Genomic DNA, 21,739 nt, shown 5'->3' with positions numbered 1-21,739 from the left:
TAAGGGCACCGGGATTTTAAATACTCACACATTATTATTTAAATTTTCTAACATGTTTATTTCATCTCTATATTTTTCACGCAGGAATGTAAACTGCTCATCATTCTTTATTACTTCCAATAGCCCTTTATGACAGTTATCCATTATTATCAGTTACCACTCGTACCGTTTCCTAGGAAAACCTAATCCATGTATTCCTATTTCTTCACAAATTGAAGATAATATCTTTAATATTTCTTCCCTTGTTGAATCAAACCATATTGCCAAATCTCTGTCATAGAAACAATACATCACATCATCTTCTCCATATAATGAATATGCTCCAGTGTCTTTTGCAATTTTTAATCGTTTTCTTAGTGCAACCAACATATCACAAATTGTATTAAGCTTCTCCCGCCACTCTATATTTACAACAGACGATTTTCCGTCTGCTTTTTTTAAGATACTTCCGTCTCTGGTTCTAAGAACTCCCGTATTTAAAGCGATAATAGTATCCTCAATAGCCCTATCAAAATCTTCCATTCTTCCTTCTTGATATATTCTATCCTGAAATGCTGGACGATCAAAACATTGCACAAAGAACTTTATAAGTTCTTTATCTTCATGTTGCTCCTCTGCTGTTGCTTCTTCCAAATCAAGAACTGCCATTTGCTCTGAAATTTCCTTCCATTTTTTCAATTTAGCAATCGTATATCTATTCACATCTGAATCTATTAATTTTGAACACGACTGGCATAACCATATTCCATTTTCTGCTGATGCTCTCTCTTGAGACGTTATGTTCTCATCATACCTTGGTCCGCCTTTAGAAGCTGCTGTAATATGAGATGCAATTCCAATATTTATGATATTCTCTTTTCCTGTTCCTGCTCCACGAGTTGCTTTTCTACAATTAGGATTACTGCATTTCCATCCAACTCTATTAGCTAACAAATCCTTTGTTCTTTGTGAAAAATCATCTCTCATATAATTTTACCTCCACCTTACACTTTATCATCTTTAAATTTTCTATAATCAATGAAAAGCTCCCAAAGGAGCTTTCCATTACCTTAAATATACACTAATTCTCTTAACACAATCTCTTCTGCAGCATTCCGGATATTGTTTACCGCTCTGACCCATTCCATCTGATCACGAGCTTTCAATTCTTCCGTAACGCCTTGCTTCTCCATCATCTGACGCACCAGAATACCCATCCTCTCCTGTGCTTCGTTGTCTACAGCATTCAGATGTTCTGTCAGTCTGTCTTCCAACATATACAGTGAATACATTGCCGGACGATGCTCTTTCAGATATGTTTTCCGCATCATTCCATATTTCCCATAATGCGGTTCTTCATCTGTACTGATAAGATTCGGATAGTAAATTCCGTCTGCACCAAGTGTGTAGGTTCCACCCATTTTTTCAAATGTGCTTTTCATGTGTTATTCCTCCTTGAAATCAGCGATGTCCTTAGATCATCGCATAATATTTCAGGGCAGCCTTGATAGCTTCTTCCTTCTCTTTCGGGCATTGTGGAACTCTTGCATTTTCTGATTTTGGAAGATTATAGTTTTCTCCCACTTCAATTCCACATTTGCGTTTTACCTGAGAAATATATAAACTTGAAACCTTCAAGCCAAATTCCTTCAGCACATAATCTTTGATTTCCTGATAGGTTGCTTTCAACTCAGCACTGGTGGCATCCAGCTCATCCAGGTCTAAGTCGATCTCTATCGTGTCATCTGGTTTTTGTTGGGACAAAAGAACAACTGTCTCCACATGGCACGTCATCGGGAATTGGTCAACCCCTCGGACTTTCTTTACTTCATACCCCAGCTCCCCAAGCACCTTCACATCTCGTGCCAGCGTTGCGGAATCGCAGGATACATACACGATGCGGTCCGGCTGCATGCTGGCCATGGTGTGGAGGAGGTTTTCTTCGCAGCCTTTTCTCGGCGGATCGACAACGATGACGTCCGCGTGGGCGTGTTCGCCCGGATGGTCTTTGGCGTACTGTTCGTAGTAGGCCGGAAGAATCTCTTCCGATTTTCCAACGAAAAATTCAGCGTTTTCGATCTCGTTAATTTTCGCATTGTTCTTCGCATCCGCGATTGCCTCCGGGACGATTTCGACGCCGTAGACTTTTTTGGCTTTCTGCGCGAGGAACAGGGAAATCGTTCCGATGCCGCAGTAGAGATCCCAGACCGTCTCATTTCCGGTGAGGCCTGCGTATTCCAGGGCAAGACCGTACAGCTTTTCCGTCTGCGCCGGGTTGACCTGGTAGAAGGACAGCGGGGAGATCCGATATTTTACGTTTCCAATATAGTCTGTGATATACCCCTGTCCCCACAGGCAGCGGATTTCTTTTCCCATGATCACATTGGTCCGCTCACGGTTTGCGCTTAGGGTAATGCTTGTCATGCCTTCGAATTCTGTCAGCGATTTGATGAGTTTCTCCTCGGCCGGCAGTTTCTTTCCGTTCACAACGAGACAGACCATAATCTCTTTCGTCATAAATCCAAACCGGATCAGCACATGGCGCACCAGGCCTTTGCCGGTCTCCTCGTTGTATGCCGGAACGCCGTTCTCCTCCATCCAGGCAAGAATGCGGTTCAGAATCTCCTCGTTCTGCTCCACGCCGAGATAACAGTTCCGGTTTTCCATGATCTGATGCGTTCTTCCCGCATAAAATCCCGTAATCAGCTTTCCATTTCTATCCTGCCCGATCGGAAACTGGGCTTTGTTTCGATAGCGGAACGGATTTTCCATCCCCACGATCGGCTCCATCGGGATCTCCGTCATGCCGCCGATGCGCTGGAGATTTCCGGCGATTTTCTTCTCCTTAAAGCGAAGCTGCTCCGCATAGTCGAGCATCTGCAACTGGCATCCGCCGCACGGACGTGCAACCGGGCAGACCGGCTCGACGCGGTGTACGGACGGCTCGATCAGGCGCATCAGGCGCGCGTAGCCGTAATTTTTCTTTGCTTTGATCACTTTTACCTCGGCAAGATCGCCGATGACGGTGTCCTTGACAAAGAGGGTATAGCCCTCGCATTTGCCTATACCCTCTCCGTCGTGTCCCATATCTTCAATTTTCACCGTCAGTACATCATTTTTCTGATAGCTCATGAAAAGTCTCCTGTTCTGCGGATGTTGGACTCAAAGAACCGGTTGTAGCCAAGCCACTCATTGCCGGCCGGCGCTGCGTCAAACAGCTCGGTCAGGGTTTCCATTTTGGCATCGGCATTGTCCGCCAGGTTCAGCGCTACCGCCTCTACCATTGCCGGTTTTTTCGGGGAACCGTATTCCAGCTCGCCGTGGTGCGCCAGAATGCAGTGCTTTAACTGATTCTCGAGTTCCTGTGGGAAACCGTCGATCTTCTGCGCCGCATCGTGTACCATCTCCGCACCGATCATGATGTGGCCGAGCAGCTGTCCGTCATTGGTGTAATCGTTCTGCGGGAATAAGGAGAGTTCTTTCGTCTTTCCGATATCGTGCAGAATCGCTGCCGTAATCAGCAGATCGCGGTTCAGAATCGGATACGATTTTACCATAAAATCGCAGAAACGGGTGACACTTAACGTATGCTCTAAAAGGCCGCCAACGAATCCGTGATGCACGCTTTTTGCTGCAGAGCTCATGCGGAACCGTTTTGCGGTCTCCTGATCCTGGATAAAATAATACGTCAGCAGTCCGGAGAGATACTGATTTTTCACCGTTCCGATCCAGGAGAGCAGCTCCTGATACATCGTATTGATGTCGTAACGGCTCGTTGGCAGATAGTCCGCCGGATTATATTCGCCCTCTTCCGCTTTTCTTGCATTTTTAATGGAAACCTGAAGTGCTCCATTAAAACTGGAAACATCTCCCATAATATCTACATAATCCAGTGCTTCAAATTCACGGATTCCCATAGAATTCGGATCCCAGATTTTCGCATCGATCGTACCGGTTTTATCCTGTAAGATCACGTTTTCGTACTGTTTTCCGTTTTTGGTAACAGCCGACTGTTTATGTTTGCAGAGATAAATTCCGGAAATGCGGTTTCCTTCCCGGAGTTCGTTGATATACTTCATAAAAATAAATCCTCTTTTTCTAAAATAAATGCGGACACAGTGTTCCGTTTTTGTTTCTATGATGCCGTTTTTATGATGCAAAGCCTGTGCTCCTGCATGCCTTACCAATTCTACCAGATTTTCCTGCAGAATGCACGTATTTTTTCATCCGCCAGTGGAAAACCATTCGAAAAGAAAAGCTTCCGGAAGCCCCACCGGCTAAAACCGGCTTTTTCTGCTCCCGAAAGCCTCTGTTTTTTATACTTCCCCCATCGTCACATCAAACGTCATCTCCGCATACCCTTCGGCGCCTTTCCGCATCGCCGTCACGGTAACCACGTCTCCTGTGCTGTATTTGCCAAGCTGTTCATGGTACTGTTTGATCGTCTCAACCTTGTGCTCCCCGAGCTTTACAATCACATCGTACTCTTTCATGCCCGCCATCATCGCCGGAGAATCGTCTGCGACGCGGCTGATGAGAACGCCTTTTGGAATGCCGGTTTTATCGGAAAGTTCTTCTGTGACATCCTGTCCGCGGATGCCGATATACGCGCGGCTCACGTTGTTGGAAAGATTTTCGATCAGCTTTTTGATCTGGGAAATCGCAATGCCCGTCACCACGTTGTTTCCTTTGGCGCTGTAACTCTGCGCAATAATGCCGACGATTTCGCCGTCAAGATTTACCAGAATGCCGCTGCCGTCCGTGCTGCCGAGGATGTCGGTGGTCAGCAGATTGTACTCATTGTCCAGCGCGGAAATCTTGTTCGTAACCGAAGTCACCACACCGTACGCAATCGAATTGCTGTAGCCGACCGGGCTTCCGACAGCCACGACCGGGTCACCCTGGCTGACGAGATACGAACTGCCGAGCGGCGCAACCGCAAGACCGTCCCGTGTTTCCTCATCCAGCTTCGATTCATCCACCTTCACAATCGTAAGGCCAGTGCTCGGATCGTGGCGCTGGTATGTGGCATCCACCATCGTCTCGTCCCAGAAGGTGACCTGAATCCGCTCCACATTTTCCACGATGCGGTATTCCGTCAGAATAAAGAGATCCTGCCCATTGTCCGCAACAATCAGACCGGAAATCTGCTGCTGGTTTTCATAGTCCTGGTTAAAATAGTCCATCTGATTGGTAATGCCGATGACGGTAACCAGCGCTCGTTTTGGTTTTTCCGTTACTTCCAGCATATCCTGGTAGAGCGCTTCATAATTTTTCAGGCTGCTGTCCTTTTCCTCCGCATCCGTTTCCCCATCGACACTGGAAACCTCGCTGCCCTCCTCCGGCTCTTCGGAAGTGCTGCTTTCCGTTCCCCCTGCCGCTCCGTTCTCCTCTGTGCTTTCGGAAACCGTACTTTCGGATACACTGCTTTCTGAAGTACTGCTATCCACTGTAGAACTGCTGATTTCCGAACCGGAGCCGCTGCTGTCTACCGACGCACTCGCCGAAGATGCGGTAATTGTCTCATCCGGCTCCTGTCCGCTGTTTGGATCCTCATCTCCCGGGATATCCACTTTCGCCGGCGGCTCTTCCCTGGTAACTGCTTCTGCAATCTTTGGCTCTGTCACCGCAAATACCGCGGCCGCAACCAGACCGCCAAGCGCCGCAAGTGCCAGCCATCCGGCAATCAGAAGAACAATCTTTTTCCAGTCGGGCGGCTGCTTTTTGATGCTCTCTTTCATGAATTTGTAAGGTTTTGGGTCATTTTCCATACATTTCTTTCTCCATACATCTGTATTCCATACCGAACTGCTCTGCGCATATGCGCTTCCGCAATCTTCACATATACAAAAAACTTTACCAGATAGATATGAACATTTTATGAAGACTGTTACATTTTTTTCTCATTTGCGCAACATCCTGCATTTTCTCGTTCTTGGGGTTTCTTTCTTTTCTTTTTTAAGGTATAATTGGGGGAGTGGAAAAACCTGTGACCCACATTCCACTTCCGGTCTGTACTTCCCGTGCAGATATATGATCAGATCGCTACTGTTCACTCAGCAGTGAAACACTTGCTGTTTCGCTGCGTAAGAAAGTGATTCAGGTGTGAGCAGCCCTCCTTTTGCGAAGCAAAACTTTAAATGAGGGCTGCGAATGTTACAGTTCGCAGGGTACCTGTGAACTGTAACATCAGATCCGTGCGGTATTGCATCAAAAATACCGCGTTATCTGTAGACAATGACTGAATTATGAATTACGAAAAGGTAAGTATTATGAATCAGAAAGCATTAAAAACGCTCGAATACGACAAAATTATCGAACAACTGGCTTCGTATGCCAGTTCTCCGCTGGGCCGGAAGAAATGTCTGGAGCTCGTTCCTTCTTCTTCCCTCTCCCAGATTACGCGGATGCAGCACGAGACACACGACGCGCTCACCCGGCTCTTTAAAAAAGGCCACATTTCCTTTGGTGATGCCAAAGATATCCGCGGCGCATTAAAGCGTCTCGAAATCGGCAGCTCCATGAACATCACGGAGCTTCTGCAGACCGCCGCACTTCTGGAAAACACGGCACGCGTCAAAGCGTACGGCCGCCGCGAAAATGCGGACCAGACGCCGGACAGCCTCGAAGATCTCTTCGAAACACTGGAGCCTCTGACGCTGCTTTCCACGGAAATCCGCCGCTGTATTCTCTCCGAGGATGAAATCAGCGATGATGCAAGCCCGAATCTACGCCGCATCCGTCGTTCCATCAAATCGTGTGAGGAAAAAATCCACAGCCAGTTAATCTCGCTCGTCAACGGTTCCTACCGCACGTATCTGCAGGATGCCGTCATCACGATGCGCGACGGCCGCTACTGTATCCCGATCAAATCCGAGTACAAAGGCCAGGTTCCTGGCATGGTACATGACCAGTCCTCGACCGGTTCCACCTTCTTTGTCGAGCCGATGGCCGTTGTCAAACTGAACAACGATATCCGTGAGCTGGAAATTGAAGAAGCAAAAGAAATCGAGGTCATCCTCTCTACGTTGAGTGCCCAGGCAGACCTGCACCGCGATGAGATCCGTTACGACCTCGAAAACATGGTAGAGCTTGACTTCATCTTCGCGCGCGCCGCTCTTGCAATGGAGCAGAACGCCAATGAGCCGATCTTCAACACCGAAGGTAAAATCCACCTGCGCAAGGCACGCCACCCGCTGATCAATGCGAAAAAAGTCGTTCCGATTGATCTGTCGCTCGGCGAAGATTTCGACCTTCTGATCGTCACCGGACCGAATACCGGCGGTAAAACGGTTTCCTTAAAGACGGTCGGACTCTTAACACTGATGGGCCAGTCCGGACTTCACATTCCGGCACTCGACCGCTCCTCCCTTTCCGTTTTCGACGAGGTTTACGCCGATATCGGTGATGAGCAGAGCATCGAGCAGTCGTTGAGTACCTTCTCCTCCCACATGACGAATGTAGTTTCCTTCCTCGACAAGGCAGACCGCAATTCCCTCGTCCTGTTCGATGAGCTCGGCGCCGGTACCGACCCGACAGAGGGCGCGGCGCTTGCCATCGCGATCCTCTCTACGCTCCACGAGCGCGGCATCCGCACCATGGCAACGACACACTACAGTGAACTGAAAATCTATGCCTTATCCACACCGGGCGTGGAGAATGCCTGCTGTGAATTCGATGTCGAGACTTTAAGCCCGACATACCGCCTGCTCGTCGGCGTTCCTGGAAAGAGTAATGCGTTTGCGATTTCCAGCAAACTCGGCCTGCCGGACTACATCATCAACAAGGCAAAAGACGAAATCAGCGAGCAGGATGAATCGTTTGAGGACGTTCTGACCACTCTCGAGCAGAACCGGATCACGCTGGAACGCGAAAAAGAAGAGCTTGCCCGCACCCGCGCGGAAGTCGAATCCCTGAAGCAGAGCCTTGCCAAGAATCAGGAACAGATCGACGCAAGAAAAGAAAAGATGATCTCCAATGCAACCGAGGAGGCACAGAGAATTCTCCGCGAGGCGAAGGAATACGCCGACCAGACGATGCGCGATTTCCAGAAATTTGGAAAAGAGAATGTTTCCGTCCGCGAAATGGAGCAGAAACGTACCGCTCTGCGTGAAAAGATGAACAAGCTCGATAAGAAAAAGGCGAAGGAAGTACCGAAGCGCACCGGAAATCTCCGCCCGCAGGATCTTCATCTCGGCGATGCCGTCAAAGTCTTAAGCATGAATCTCAAAGGTACTGTCAGCACCCGCCCGGATTCGAAGGGAAATCTCTTCGTCCAGATGGGTATCATGCGGACCAAAGTGCATATCTCCGACCTTGTGCTGATCGACGAGGCTGTCATCACCGGCCCGTCCATCTCCCGCACAAGCAGCGGAAAATCGAAGCTTTCCAAGGCTGCCACGATTTCTACCGAGATCAATCTGCTCGGAAAAACGGTGGATGAAGCGGTTGCCGAACTCGACAAATATCTCGATGACGCTTATCTCTCCCATCTGCCGAGTGTCCGCGTTGTCCACGGAAAAGGAACGGGCGCACTGCGGAAAGGCATTCACAATTATCTGCGCCGCCAGAAACACGTAGCGGACTTCCATTTAGCGGAATTCGGCGAGGGCGATGCCGGCGTTACGATTGTTACGTTTAAGAAATAAAAACTCAGGAAAATATGGGACGGAACGCATACTGTATGCGGTTCCGTCCTGTCCCCAGTGAAGGAGAATCTTTTATGGCTTCCAAACAGAAAATTCTGATCGTCGATGACGATAACAATATCGCAGAACTGATTTCTCTCTATCTGACCAAGGAATGCTATGACACAAAAATTGTAAACGATGGAGAAGAGGCTGTCCGGGAGTTTCACTCCTTCCAGCCGAACCTGATTCTGCTCGACCTGATGCTGCCCGGCATGGACGGCTACCAGGTCTGCCGCGAAATCCGGCACGATTCCGATGTTCCGATCATCATGCTCTCGGCAAAGGGCGAGGTGTTCGACAAAGTCCTCGGCCTGGAACTCGGCGCGGATGACTACATCATCAAACCATTTGATTCCAAGGAGCTCGTTGCCCGTGTGAAAGCAGTGCTGCGGAGATTTCAGCCATCACGCACGATCCCGGTGTCCGCGACCGCAGGAAAATGTGTCGAGTACCCGGATCTTATCATCAACCAGACGAACTATTCCGTCATTTACCAGGGCCGCACCGTCGATATGCCGCCGAAGGAACTGGAGCTTCTCTACTTCCTTGCTTCCTCACCAAACCAGGTCTTTACGCGAGAACAGCTCCTCGACCATATCTGGGGCTATGAGTACATCGGCGATACCCGCACGGTAGACGTTCATATCAAACGTCTCCGCGAAAAAATCAAGGACCATGCCTCCTGGGCCATCACGACGGTCTGGGGCATCGGTTACAAGTTTGAGGTTAAAAAATAATGCGACGCACGCTTTACCGGAAATTAATTCTCATTTATGTCATTCTCGCCATTGCCGGCTTTACGCTGATCTCAACGGTCGGCTCCCGCATGGTGGAGGACAGTCTGGTCTCCAGCGCGAGCACCAGTCTGTACCGGGAGGCCACGCAGATCGCTTCCAAACAGGGCGACCTTTATTACCACAGTGAGCGTTCCCTGACGGATCTTTACAATTCGCTCAGTGCACTGGCTTCCTATCACAATTCCCAGATCTGGCTCATCAGCGCAGACGGGGAAATTCTGCTGAACACGGCAGCTGCACTCGATGAGGAAAACCCGGAGATCATCGACGGTTTTGATCCGGTTGCGCTCGGCAGCGAGTATTACAGCACGGGAACGTTTTTCGGCTATTTCGAAGACAAGATGCTGAGCGTCATGGTTCCCGTCACCTCCGATTTCCGGATCAATGGCTATGTCGCCATCCACCTTCCGCTGCAGGACGTCTATCAGCAGAGGGAAAGTCTGCTGGCACGGATTGATTTTCTGTTCCTGCTCGTGTTCGGACTCTCGTTTGTGATTCTGATCTTTTTCTCCCTCGTCGTGTACCGGCCGCTGAAAAAGATCATCAACGGTGCAAAGGAGTATGCCTCCGGCAACCTGACCCACAAAATTGATGTTAAATCTCACGATGAGATGGGGTATCTCGCTTCCACGCTGAACTACATGTCCGGCGAGCTGAACAAGACCGGCGAATACCAGCGGAAATTTGTGGCGAACGTCTCTCACGACTTCCGTTCACCGCTGACCTCGATCAAAGGCTACGTGGAGGCAATCCTTGACGGAACGATTCCGCCGGAAATGCAGGAAAAATATCTGAAAATCGTTCTGTTTGAGACAGAACGGCTGCACAAGCTGACGCAGAGCCTGCTGACGCTGAACGACATCGACGATAAAGGGAATATGCTCGATCTGACCTCGTTTGACATCAACGCCGTCATCAAGGATACCGCCGCTTCGTTTGAGGGAACCTGCACGAAAAAGCGGATTTCCATTTCACTGATCCTCGCATCGCGCACCTTATACGTCTGCGCCGATATGGGAAAAATCCAGCAGGTGCTGTACAATCTCATTGATAATGCAATCAAATTCAGCAACAACGATTCCACCATCACAGTTGAGACAACGGAGAAGCACGGCAAAGTCTTCGTCTCCGTCAAGGACACCGGCTGCGGCATTCCAAAGGCAAGCATCACGAAAATCTGGGAGCGCTTCTACAAGCTCGACGCCTCCCGCGGCAAGGACCGCAAAGGAACGGGACTTGGGCTTTCGATCGTCAAAGAGATCATCACTGCGCATAACCAGAATATCAATGTCATCAGTACAGAGGGCGTTGGTACCGAATTTATCTTTACACTCGCCAAAGGCGAAGCACCAAAATAAGCCCCTCCGCCGAGGGGCTTTTTTGCCAGACATATCAAACTAACTCTGGAGGTAATTTTCACTATGAACCCAAACACCATTGATTCCATCATCAAACAGCTCATTGCATCCCACACCACCATTTCCACCATGGAAAGCTGCACTTCCGGCCTGATCGCCTCCCTAATCACCGACACCGAAGGCGCCTCCGCCATTTTCCCCGGCGGCTACGTCACGTATCTGAACGAAACCAAAGTCCTCGTCGGCGTCGACCCTTCCGTCATCGAAATCCACGGCGTCTACTCCCCCGAATGCGCCGAAGCCATGGCCCGCACAGTACAAGAAAACCTGCACACCGCCATCGCCATCGGAATCACCGGCACAACCGGAAATCTCGACCCCAACAACGCTGACAGCGTACAGGGCGTCGTGTACTTCTGTATTTTATACAAAACCCAAGCCCACACCTTCACCTTCCAGACCAACGTCTCCGGCATGACCCGCCACGAAATCAAACAGCTTTACGCCGAGCAGGTCTTCGCCGAATTGGAAATGATCTTAACTTCTTCCTTATAAAAAGAATGCAGTTCCGTCTACGATCACCAGAGTCCCGTCCGTCTACCTCCACTCATGCGTCCGCAAATGCCCCGCGAGCTGCATATGGTCAAAGTTATTCTGCCGCAGTGCCTCGTACAGTACGATCGCCACGGAATTTGAAAGGTTCAGCGAACGAATATCATTAATCATCGGAATCCGCACCGCCGTCTCCTGATTATTGTACAGAATATCCTCTGGAATCCCCGCGCTTTCCTTTCCGAACATGATAAAGCAGTCCTCTTCATACTGCACATCCACATACGTCTGCGGCCCCTTCGTCGTCGCATAGTAAATCTTCGCCCCCGGATTTCTCTCTAGAAAATCCTCGTAACTCTCATACACCGTCACATCCAGCTTCGGCCAGTAATCCAGCCCCGCGCGTTTCACCGCCTTGTCCGAAATATCAAACCCCAGCGGCTTAATCAGATGCAGCCTTGTCCCCGTCGCCACACACGTCCGTCCGATATTACCTGTATTTGCTGGAATCTCCGGCTCATGAAGAACAATATTCAAATGTGCCATTTTACCAATCACTCCTGTCGTATATTTAAGCCTTATCTGCCAACCCGATACATCTCATCCATCTGCGGCTTATCCAGATACCGGACCTCTTCCCCGTTCCGGAGAATCCTCTCCTTCCCGGATGTCGTCCGCCCAATCACCGCCGATGGAATCCCTTCGAGTGCCATTTTCTGCACCAGCCCCTCGCCGTCCGCCGCTGCAATCAGCAGCGCCCCCGTCGAAAGCATCTGATACGGATTCACTCCGAAAAACTCACAGATCTCCACCGTCTCCTGCTGGATCGGAATCCTCTTCAGCGCCACATCAAGCCCGATACCCGCGCCGTCCGCCATCTCCCAGAGCGCCCCGAAAATCCCGCCCTCCGAGAGATCCTGCATCGCAGCCACACCGTGCTCGATCGCAATCTCCGCCTCACGGCAGACAGAGTAATCCTCCGAAAAATCCGCCGCCCCATGGATAAATCCCGGAGAAAATCTCGTCAGAAGCTCATCCCTTCTTGTCTTTGCCAGATAAGACACCGCGCCAAGCGCAATCCCCTTCGTCACGACAAGATCCAAATCCGCTGTCACACACGACGGATCAAACAGCCCCGCACGCGTTGTCCCGCCTGCCGCCGTCACGGTAAGCACCGGATACAAAACCCCGTCCGTCACCTCCGTATGCCCGCCGATCACCGCAGTTCCATACCGCACACACGCACCGTCAACCGCCCGCATCAGCTCCTTTAAATCCTTTTCTTCCATCGCCTCCGGCAGCATCAGCGACACCAGCACTCCTTTTGCCGATGCCCCCGCCGCGGCCACACTGTTGCACACCCGGCAGACCGCGAGCACCGCGTCCTCCGGATCCTTCACCAGCACCGGCGCACACGAAAACACCTGCGTCTCCTTTTCTCCTGCAAGTGCCGATACCCCGCGTCCGACCGCCGGCCCTGCTGCGTCCTCTCTTTTCTGCCCCAGCATCTTAAACACCGAGCGCACCAGCACGCTCTGCTGTAATTTACCCTTTCGCATTCCTTGTCCTCCTCGAACTTCCTGTTTCAAACGAAAAAGCAGACGGAATCCGTACTCCTTTTCCCTCTGCTTTCCCATTTTTCACGGAAAATGTTACAGTTCACTGGTTCCCAGCGAATTGTAACCAGAAAACGCCTAGTCCTCATCGTCCTCCGTTTTCTCTGTATCGCTACTGTCGTCCGTCTTTTCCGTACCATCCGAATCCGAATCATCGCTGCTGTCTTCCTTCTTCTCCGAAGAACTCGATGACGAACTGCTCTGGCTGTATTTCGCTGCAACTTCCTTTGCTTTTGCAAGATCATTTGCCGCAATCGCCGCCTGCATTTCCGCACGCGCCGCTGCATTGTCCGTCTTTGTTCCCACGGTATAGACATCCGATGTCATGCGGTAAGTGCTGGAATTCACCTGCTCCTTCGTCTCATTTCCATTGTCATTCACAATCTTCCACAGCCGCGCCGTCGAACCCTGATAGCCGTACGATGTCTGTTCAATTGTTCCAAACGATGCATTCGCATCTTCCGTCAGGCCCGGCGTCGGATCCTCCGTGCTTGTCGTCTCACTCTCATAGCGGACCGTGCGGTTCGGATCTCTCGTCTCATGGCCGTAGATGGCAAAATGCAGGGTGCTTCCGTCCGCGCTCGCCTCAATATAAATCGGCGCATCCGTATTGTTGATGAATTTCAGGTCTTTCAATCCCTCTGCAATCGCCGCATCCATCGACGGATCCACATAGTGGACAATCATGGAATGGCTGTACCGCTCCGTCACCTCAAGCTCTGCTTTTAAGACAGCAACATAGAGCGTTGTGGAAACCTGGCAGATACCGCCGCCGTACGAATCGACGACCTTGCCCATCTCATACGATGCTGCCAGTGCATAACCATTTTCCGCATCAAACGGCACAACGACCGCCTCTACGGAAAATTCCTCGCCCGGCTGTACCAGCGTTCCGTTAATCTTCTCTGCGCCGACTGCGACATTCTGTTTTCTGCCGCTCGTACCGTTGCCATACTCCGTCATACCCTCGCCGAGCAGATCTTTGACAAGTGCAAGCTGCTCCGGATTGCCGCCTGCCGGTGTTTCTTCTGTTACCAGTTCTACGCCGCCGATACCGCCCCGCCAGCTTGTCGTCAGGTAATTGACAACCTTCGCCGTGGACTCATCCACGTTGACGCTGCATCCGGTCTGGCCCGGATTGACGATAAATTCGCCGTTTTCGCGGGTCAGCGTTGCATCTGTTGCCTCGCGGTTCAGCACGGCCGTGTTGTTTTCTACCGCCTGGCGCGCTGCCTCGCCATCGACTGTATATTTCAGGGAAAACGTCACCGTCTCTCCATTTTTGAGCCGGTTCTGTGTCAGGAACCGCTTCAGTACATTGCCTTCCTGCCCGATTGTGACGGCTTCTCTTGCCACCTCCGGGTTGGCGCAGGAAAGTCCGAGATCCCCTGCTGTCACCTGTGCATTCTGCTCTCCGGCAGACAGGTTGATAACCGAGGGTTTTAACTGTTCAATTTTGTCGTTTACTGCCTGTGTGATCTGCTCTTCGGTCATACCGCCGACGGAAATGTCTTCTACATAGATTCCGTCCAGCGCTGTCCGGTCATCCGCTTTGACTGGTTCTGCCAGAAAGCAGAATGCGAATGCGATAAGCATCACCAGCAGGCCTCTCATTTTTCTGCTGTTTTTCATACTGTGCCTCTTCTTGATCCGTTTCCCATTTCACTCTGTCTTTTACAGAATCTCTTTACACCAGCCATAAAAGTGCTGGAAGAACCATACCAAGCACCATAACCACTGCAAGAATCAATGCCAGCATCTTTGCTGCATTTCTCTTCTTTGCCAGCGGATCTTTCTTCTTTTTCTGTGCCTCTGTCGGGGCTTTTCGATTGACTTTATTACTCATCGTTCCATCCTTTCTTTTTCTCTTCTATTTTTTCTCAGTTCTCTGTCGTTTTTCCATTCTTCCATGTGCCAGAATAATCTGATCGATCATGCGGGATGCACGGCTTTTTGTGAGTGCTCCCCACTCCGGTTCGAGATCCAGCTCATGGTACCGGATCAGGTCCGCCAGATATTTTTTCTGTGCCTCCGTCGCCGGAACCTCGCGTTTCATTTTGGCCTTCAGAGGCGCTGCGGCAAACCATTCCGGGTGATCTTCCGAAAATCCTTCTTCCAGTTTTCGGAACAGTGCCAGCGTTTCCAGCACATCGTCCATTGCACGGTGTGCGTGTTCCCGCGGGATCTGATAGTAGCCGCAGAGTGCTTCAAGGCTTCTGCTCTCCAGATCCGGGAGGGCTTTCCGTGCAATTTTCAACGTATCCCACGCTTCTTTTTCAAAGTCCAGACGGGCATTTATCGCTGCCTGCTTGATGAAGCTGTAATCGAACAGAATATTGTGCCCCAGAAGCGGCAGGCCGCCGCAGAAATCCAGAAAGCCGCGGACAGCAGTCTCCACATCGGGCGCATCCGCAATCATCTCATCCCGGATTCCGGTGAGTTCCGTGATCCGCTCCGGCACTTTTCTGCCCGGATTGACGAAAGTCTCATACGATGCCGTGACCTCTCCGCCCTGCACTTTTACTGCACCGATCTCCAGAATCTGGTCTTCCTTTACAGAAAGACCCGTTGTCTCAAGATCGAGCACTACAAAATCTTGTATTTTCATCTTTTATTACCTTTTCTAGTATCTCATGTTCTTTTGAAATGTCAAGCGTAAAAAAACTCACTGCAGTCGATCATCTCCGCATTTCCCGTCAGCGGATCGCGCTTCTGATAATCAAACAGGAGTACCGTACGCGCCTTTTCCCCGTTTCCGAGCACATCGTAATCAAAAACTTCCACATGCGTCATGCGCTGCAGCTGCTTCCAATCGTATGTCGTATACGATGGCAGAAGTGTTCTCGTTTCGGCTTCTTTCTGATAAAAGTCACGCGACTCGTTTTTCCATTCGGACGGATCTTTTGCAAAGCGCGGCCGTGTCTTCATATTTTCACGCGCATACAGATCGAGCACCATCATCTGACGGAAGAATGCTTCGTCCTGCTGTTTTTCGTCCTGCAAAAACTCGAGCAGAATTTCATACCGCTGAATCCGGTTATGTGCCGCCTCACTGTAGCCCTTTGCCCGGTAGAAATCGCCGAGCTCCTGGAAGAAATCGAACGGGTTCTCATACAGACGCTCGATCATCGGCAGTGTGTGGACGAACTGGCCGCTGTTGTAGTAGACTTCCACCATCTCCTCCACGTCTTTGAGCTTCAGCACATCGTCGTACGGCAGCCATTTCGTGTACAGTACCTCATATGGTTCGCGCTCCTGATAATGACAGTCATATTCCTCGGTATGCTCATACATGAAAGAACCGCGCAGCACTTTCAAAAATCCCAGCTGTAACTGCTGCGGACGCAGTGCATAGACATCCGCAAACGAACGGCGGAAACTGTCATAATCCTCATACGGCAGGCCCGCGATCAGGTCGAGATGCTGATGGATGTTTCTTCCCTTCGCAATCCGGTTTACAATCTCTGTGACTCTTCCAAAATCCATCTTCCGGTGGATCGCCTCGATCGTCTGCGGATTCGTAGACTGAACGCCGATCTCAAGCTGTACCAGCCCCGGACGCAGGGTATTTAAGAGTTCCAGTTCCTCCTCAGTCATCAGATCAGCGGCGATCTCAAAGTGGAAATTCGTCACGCCGTTGTCATGCTCTGCAATGAATTTCCAGACCGCCATTGCATGGTCTTTCCTGCAGTTGAACGTACGGTCCACAAATTTGACCTGCGGTACTTTCTGTTCCAGGAAAAAGGCGAGTTCCTTTTTGACCAGATCCAGATTTCGGAACCGAAGCCGCTTATCAATAGAAGAAAGACAGTAACTGCATGAAAACGGGCAACCGCGGCTTGACTCATAATAAATGATGCGGTTCTCGAATTTTTTCAGATTCGCATACGGAAAATCCACCTCGGACAGATCCATGGCCGGACGCCACGGGTTGCTTTTGATGGCTCCTTCTGCATCACGGTATGTAATGCCGTGGATCTCTTCAAGCGTTTTCCCCTCCGTGCCGTTCTCCTGATTCTGGTAATACACTGCCAGTTCACGGAAGGTAATTTCGCCCTCACCCTTCATGATTCCGTCAAGGAACGGATACTGCTCCAGCATCTCCTCCGCGTGGTACGACACCTCCGGCCCGCCAAGCCAGATCTTCGTTTCCGGGCTGATTTTGTGATATTCCGTAATCAAATCTTCCACAATAGATATGTTCCAGATATAACACGACACACAGACGACATCCGCATACGCCAGAAACAGACTCCGCAGCATGGAATCTTTTGACTGGTTGATCGTAAACTCACGGATCTCCGGGAACACACCGGCTTTCTCCGCGCTCGCCTGCAGCGTGTAAACTGCAAGATTGGAATGAATATATTTTGCGTTGACCGCAGTCAGAATAATTTTCATAATCTTTTTAATACTTCTCCTTGCTTCCTCTTTGCATACCTTTTATACTACCACATTCTCGAACGAAAATACACCGCCATTCCCCAAAAAGCACAATTTTTTCACGATTTTCAACAAAACAGTTGCAATTTTCGTGAATTCATGTTATATTAACAAAGGTTTCCAACAGGAAATCCAAATGCCCAGATAGCTCAGTTGGTAGAGCAGAGGACTGAAAATCCTCGTGTCGCTGGTTCGATTCCGGCTCTGGGCATTTTTTGCTGCCCAAAATAGGATTCACATTTTTTTTGCCATAGCAAAATCCGGCAGAATTTCCTGTCTCCTATCGCATAGGTAAAGTAAAAAACTCTGCATCGCATCCCCGGAAATTCCCAGATGGATACGGTACAGAGTTTTTTCATCGCATGACTGCCCAGGAAAGCTTTTCGTTTTTACAGATCTTTGATGACTTCCCATGCCTCATCATCAAATTTTCTGTCCTTGAAATAATACTGTTTATCTTCTTCTGTAATCTTTTTTACCACACGGCACGGATTTCCCACGGCAACGCTCCAGTCCGGAATATCTTTTGTCACGACGCTTCCTGCTCCGATAACCACATTACTTCCGATATGTACCCCCGGCACAACAACCGTGTTTCCGCCAAGCCATACATTATCACCGATCGTTACCTCAATCCCATATTCATAAGCATAATTTCTTGCTGCCGGATGAATTGGATGACCAGCGGTATAAATTGCAACATTCGGCGCCATCATACAGTTCTCCCCAATGGTAACCTTTGCCACATCGATAATCATACAATTATAATTTGCAAAGAAGTTTTTACCGACCTCGATATTTTTTCCGTAATCGCAGTAAAACGGCGGATTTACAAACGCTCCATCTGTTTTTTTCTTCGTTCTACCTGATTCATGTTTTTCCCTTTTCTCCTTTTCTTTGTGCATATTGTTTTCGACGATTGCTATAGTATCAAAGGGGGCTAAACACCTTTTGACCTCAACATTATGATATGTTATAATCATATTATCTAGAATTTAGCGTTTTTTCAATGACAATATTCCGTATTTTTATAATTATTGTATTTTTTAACAAGACGAAAGAGGAGCTTTTTATGGTCAATGATCCTATAACAAAAATCATGCGGGATGCATCTGAAATCGTCCGTTACGATGAAGTCGGCATTCCGCTTTCTATTCGGGAAGGACTTCTTTCCGCCTACCCGAATCACAGGGCACTTTGCCACTGGCATGAAGACATCGAATGGGTGTATATCCGCTCCGGACAGATGAACTATTATATGAATGGAAAACGTGTGCTGTTAAACACCGGTGAAGCCCTCATGGTCAATTCCCGCCAGATGCACTACGGATATTCCGAAAACGGGCAGGACTGCGATTTTATCCGTATTCTGTGTCATCCCAAAATTTTCATCACGAACAGTGTTCTGTACCAGTCGTATATTGCACCGGTCCTCTCGAATCCGTCTCTGGAATATCTTCATTTTAAACCGGAGTTTCCGGAGGATACCGAAGCCCTGCAGCTTCTTCCTGAAATTCTCCGCATCAAAAAAGAGCATCCGGCCGCCTATGAAATAGAAGCCGCCGCACTTCTATCGCTTTTATGGTGCCGTCTTTTGCGCAGCCATCCGATGATGCCAAATGAGGCGGCCGCAAAACCGAAGGAGCCGGATCTTCTCGTACAGCGTGATATGGTGTCTTATATTTACAGCCACTACAGCGAGTCCATCAATCTCGACGAAATTGCAGCCGCCGGAAAAGTCTGCCGCAACAAGTGCTGTCAGATTTTCCGCCGTTATCTGAACCAGAGTCCGATCGATTTTCTGAACCATTACCGCCTGGAGGTGAGCTGCCATCTTTTAAACAATACGAAACTGTCGATCGCGGAAATTTGTACCGCATGCGGCTTCAATCATCAGAGCTACTATTCCAAAATCTTCCTTCGTACCTACAGCTGCAGCCCCCGGGATTTCCGAAAACGCACAGAAGAGAAAACATCAGCCGAAGCTTCCGAAAAAGACTGATTTTTCTTCCATTTCGCATGACTCTGCGCAGTTACCGCGTTTTTTGGTCAAAGCGGATATTCGCAATCCGCTTCGCTACTTGCTCATAACCGAATAGCTGCTTCGCAGCTTATCAGGAGTGGCTTGTACCACTCCTGATACAAGCAAGTCCCCACCCACTGCTTATTGCTTTTCGCAATGGAAGCAGGGGACTTACTTGATTCGGTTAAAAAAAGGATGATTTTTGCTAGACATTTTCCTGATCCCTGTTATAATAAAATTATAAAGGTGTTGCGCTAAACCTCACCAAAACACTATATTTTCCATTTATGTTACAAGGAGGATGACATGGTAAAAAAATTTGTCTACGGAACCCCATTTGAAACCGAAGCCGTTGTAAAAAAGATCCCCTCTTCTGAAGGAAACCCGGATTACGGTACCTTCTCCACCGAGAACGGCTTCTCCTTCACCACAAAACTTGCTGACGATGACATGGTATTCGGACTTGGCGAAGCCAACCGCGGTATCAACAAACGCGGCTTTCTTTACATCAGTGACTGCGCTGATGATCCAAACCACGTAGAGAGCAAAACCTCTCTGTATGCAGCACACAACTTCATCATCATCTCCGGCAAGACACACGTAGGATTCTTCTTCGATTATCCGGGCACCCTGCGTTTCGATATCGGCTACACAACTTCCGATACGATGACCGTTTCCTGCGAAAACGCAGATCTCTACGTTTACATGATCACCGGTGATTCCGATCTTGATATCGTAAAACAGTTCCGTGGCATTATCGGACGCAGCTACATTGCTCCGAAGTTTGCTTTCGGTTACGGTCAGAGCCGCTGGGGCTACAAAACAGAGGATGATTTCCGCACGGTAGTGAAAAAATACCGCGAAAACCATGTGCCGCTCGATATGGTTTACATGGATATTGACTACATGCAGGATTACAAGGACTTCACCGTAAATGAAGAACGTTTCCCGGATTTCGAGGGATTTGTACAGGATATGAAAAAAGAAAAGATCCATCTCGTTCCGATCATCGATGCCGGTGTGAAAGTCGAAGAGGGTTATGACATTTACGAAGAGGGCTGTGAAAAAGGCTACTTCTGCCGCCGCGAGGATGGCTCCTACTTCGAAGCTACTGTATGGCCGGGCTGGACTCATTTCCCGGATGTCTTAAATGCAGATGCCAGAAAATGGTTTGGTGACAAATACGATGTTCTCGTTTCCAAGGGAATCGATGCCTTCTGGAATGACATGAACGAGCCATCCATCTTCTATTCCCAGGAAGGCCTTGCTGATTTCAAGGAGACTGCAAAGAAATATGTGGAAGGTGACCCGGAGGTTCCGCACTACATGGTAGGCGGAAAGCTTCAGGCACTGGCAAACAACCATGAGGACTATAAACGCTTCTATCACAACGTAAACGGCGAACAGGTCCGCCATGACAAGGTACACAATCTGTTTGGCTACAACATGACCCGTTCTGCCGGTGAAGCTTTTGAACGAATTTCCCCGGATAAGCGAATCCTGATGTTCTCCCGTTCTTCCTACATCGGCATGCACCGTTACGGTGGAATCTGGACCGGAGACAACTGCTCGTGGTGGTCACACATCCTGCTGAACCTGAAGATGATGCCGTCCCTCAACATGTGCGGTTTCCTCTATACCGGAGCCGACCTCGGCGGATTCGGTGCAAATACCACAAGAGACCTGCTGCTCCGCTGGCTGGCACTTGGTGTTTTCACTCCTCTGATGAGAAACCATGCCGCACTTGGAACACGTGAGCAGGAACCTTACCAGTTTGAGCATATCGAGGACTTCCGCAACGTCATCGGCGTCCGCTACCGCCTCGTTCCGTATCTGTACAGCGAGTACATGAAGGCTGCTTTAAACGATGATATGTACTTCAAACCGCTTGCCTTCGTTTACCCGGATGACAAGCTGGCAAGAAATACAGAAGATCAGTTGATGATCGGTAATGAGATCATGATCGCACCGGTTTACACCCAGAATGCCATCGGCCGTTACGTATATCTGCCGGAAGAAATGATGTTTGTAAAATTTCTCGGCAACGGAAACATGTTCCAGGAGATTCTTCCGAAAGGTATCCACTATGTAGAAGTTGCCCTGAATGAGGTTCCGCTCTTCATCCGCAAAGGCTGCGCAATCCCGGTTGCCGATTTTGCAGAATCCGTACCGGATATCAAAGAGGAAAGCATCCGCATGGTCGGATACGAAGGCGCTTCCTATGAGCGTTATACCGATGACGGAGTTTCCCGTATCTGATACAGAAAACAGTTTTTGAATC

General features: G+C 49.4%; 18 protein-coding genes and 1 tRNA gene. 7 read left to right on the top strand and 12 right to left on the bottom strand.

All coding sequences use genetic code 11. From position 1 onward, the window contains the following. Positions 1–153: 153 nt before the first annotated feature. From I2G42_RS03370 to I2G42_RS03350, 5 genes are all read right to left on the bottom strand, one after another. The gene (locus tag I2G42_RS03370) at positions 154–966 is read right to left on the bottom strand and encodes an HNH endonuclease (RefSeq protein ID WP_082424684.1); all 813 of its coding nucleotides are present in this window, start codon (positions 964–966) and stop codon (positions 154–156) included. A gap of 83 nt (positions 967–1,049) precedes the next feature. Beyond that, a complete protein-coding gene (locus I2G42_RS03365; RefSeq protein ID WP_055266333.1) occupies positions 1,050–1,421 on the bottom strand; it encodes a TnpV protein in 372 nt (123 codons plus the stop codon). Between the two features lie 31 nt (positions 1,422–1,452). Then, on the bottom strand, positions 1,453–3,111 hold the full coding sequence (gene rlmD / locus I2G42_RS03360; RefSeq protein ID WP_195530745.1) for a 23S rRNA (uracil(1939)-C(5))-methyltransferase RlmD: 1,659 nt from the start codon (positions 3,109–3,111) through the stop codon (positions 1,453–1,455). Continuing rightward, complete coding sequence (locus I2G42_RS03355; RefSeq protein ID WP_173815758.1) at positions 3,108–4,058, bottom strand: 3'-5' exoribonuclease YhaM family protein; 951 nt, start codon at positions 4,056–4,058, stop codon at positions 3,108–3,110. The genes rlmD and I2G42_RS03355 overlap by 4 nt, the downstream gene beginning before the upstream one ends. 237 nt (positions 4,059–4,295) lie before the next feature. After that, positions 4,296–5,750, bottom strand: a complete 1,455-nt coding sequence (locus I2G42_RS03350; protein ID WP_195530744.1) for a S1C family serine protease — start codon at positions 5,748–5,750, stop codon at positions 4,296–4,298. 501 nt (positions 5,751–6,251) lie between these two features. On the opposite strand from I2G42_RS03350, the gene I2G42_RS03345 reads away from it, so the two are divergent. From I2G42_RS03345 to I2G42_RS03330, 4 genes are all read left to right on the top strand, one after another. Further along, positions 6,252–8,627: an endonuclease MutS2 gene (locus tag I2G42_RS03345; protein ID WP_055220632.1), complete on the top strand. Its 2,376-nt coding sequence runs from the start codon at positions 6,252–6,254 to the stop codon at positions 8,625–8,627. 74 nt (positions 8,628–8,701) lie between these two features. Next, entirely contained in the window at positions 8,702–9,406 is a 705-nt protein-coding gene (locus tag I2G42_RS03340; protein WP_022461607.1) for a response regulator transcription factor, read from the top strand. Continuing rightward, the gene (locus I2G42_RS03335; protein WP_022461606.1) at positions 9,406–10,824 is read left to right on the top strand and encodes a sensor histidine kinase; all 1,419 of its coding nucleotides are present in this window, start codon (positions 9,406–9,408) and stop codon (positions 10,822–10,824) included. The genes I2G42_RS03340 and I2G42_RS03335 overlap by 1 nt, the downstream gene beginning before the upstream one ends. Before the next feature lie 63 nt (positions 10,825–10,887). Further along, positions 10,888–11,379: a CinA family protein gene (locus tag I2G42_RS03330; RefSeq protein ID WP_055228000.1), complete on the top strand. Its 492-nt coding sequence runs from the start codon at positions 10,888–10,890 to the stop codon at positions 11,377–11,379. A 42-nt stretch (positions 11,380–11,421) separates the two neighbouring features. On the opposite strand, the gene trmL is transcribed toward I2G42_RS03330, so the two are convergent. The 6 genes from trmL to I2G42_RS03300 all read right to left on the bottom strand — a co-directional run bounded on the left by trmL (position 11,422) and on the right by I2G42_RS03300 (position 17,393). Beyond that, positions 11,422–11,922, bottom strand: coding sequence for a tRNA (uridine(34)/cytosine(34)/5-carboxymethylaminomethyluridine(34)-2'-O)-methyltransferase TrmL (gene trmL, locus I2G42_RS03325; RefSeq protein ID WP_055266343.1), 501 nt, complete (start codon positions 11,920–11,922; stop codon positions 11,422–11,424). 32 nt (positions 11,923–11,954) lie between these two features. Next, positions 11,955–12,935, bottom strand: coding sequence for an AIR synthase-related protein (locus I2G42_RS03320; protein WP_195530743.1), 981 nt, complete (start codon positions 12,933–12,935; stop codon positions 11,955–11,957). A 135-nt stretch (positions 12,936–13,070) separates the two neighbouring features. Then, positions 13,071–14,624 (bottom strand): VanW family protein, encoded by a 1,554-nt coding sequence (locus tag I2G42_RS03315; protein WP_055227997.1) that lies wholly within the window; start codon positions 14,622–14,624, stop codon positions 13,071–13,073. Between the two features lie 55 nt (positions 14,625–14,679). Continuing rightward, on the bottom strand, positions 14,680–14,838 hold the full coding sequence (locus I2G42_RS03310) for a hypothetical protein (RefSeq protein ID WP_156327578.1): 159 nt from the start codon (positions 14,836–14,838) through the stop codon (positions 14,680–14,682). 24 nt (positions 14,839–14,862) lie between these two features. Beyond that, a complete protein-coding gene (locus I2G42_RS03305) occupies positions 14,863–15,600 on the bottom strand; it encodes a 3'-5' exonuclease (protein ID WP_055227996.1) in 738 nt (245 codons plus the stop codon). Between the two features lie 41 nt (positions 15,601–15,641). Next, the gene (locus tag I2G42_RS03300; RefSeq protein ID WP_195530742.1) at positions 15,642–17,393 is read right to left on the bottom strand and encodes a B12-binding domain-containing radical SAM protein; all 1,752 of its coding nucleotides are present in this window, start codon (positions 17,391–17,393) and stop codon (positions 15,642–15,644) included. Positions 17,394–17,573: 180 nt separating this feature from the next. Here I2G42_RS03300 and I2G42_RS03295 point away from each other — a divergent pair. Continuing rightward, positions 17,574–17,646 (top strand) — tRNA-Phe (locus I2G42_RS03295). 178 nt (positions 17,647–17,824) lie between these two features. Here I2G42_RS03295 and I2G42_RS03290 read toward each other — a convergent pair. Continuing rightward, positions 17,825–18,340 carry a sugar O-acetyltransferase gene (locus I2G42_RS03290; protein ID WP_243277130.1) on the bottom strand — a complete coding sequence of 172 codons (516 nt, stop codon included), beginning with the start codon at positions 18,338–18,340 and terminating at the stop codon, positions 17,825–17,827. Between the two features lie 167 nt (positions 18,341–18,507). On the opposite strand from I2G42_RS03290, the gene I2G42_RS03285 reads away from it, so the two are divergent. Together I2G42_RS03285 and I2G42_RS03280 are read left to right on the top strand one after the other, a co-directional pair. Beyond that, on the top strand, positions 18,508–19,437 hold the full coding sequence (locus I2G42_RS03285; RefSeq protein ID WP_195530740.1) for an AraC family transcriptional regulator: 930 nt from the start codon (positions 18,508–18,510) through the stop codon (positions 19,435–19,437). A 327-nt stretch (positions 19,438–19,764) separates the two neighbouring features. Beyond that, positions 19,765–21,717 (top strand): glycoside hydrolase family 31 protein, encoded by a 1,953-nt coding sequence (locus I2G42_RS03280; RefSeq protein ID WP_195530739.1) that lies wholly within the window; start codon positions 19,765–19,767, stop codon positions 21,715–21,717. Positions 21,718–21,739: the final 22 nt, after the last annotated feature.

Origin of the sequence: Fusicatenibacter saccharivorans (assembly GCF_015557635.1) — a bacterium.
Lineage (GTDB): Bacteria > Bacillota > Clostridia > Lachnospirales > Lachnospiraceae > Fusicatenibacter > Fusicatenibacter saccharivorans.
The sequence above is the reverse complement of the archived record's forward strand: the minus strand, read 5'-3'. Positions and strand labels throughout refer to the sequence as shown.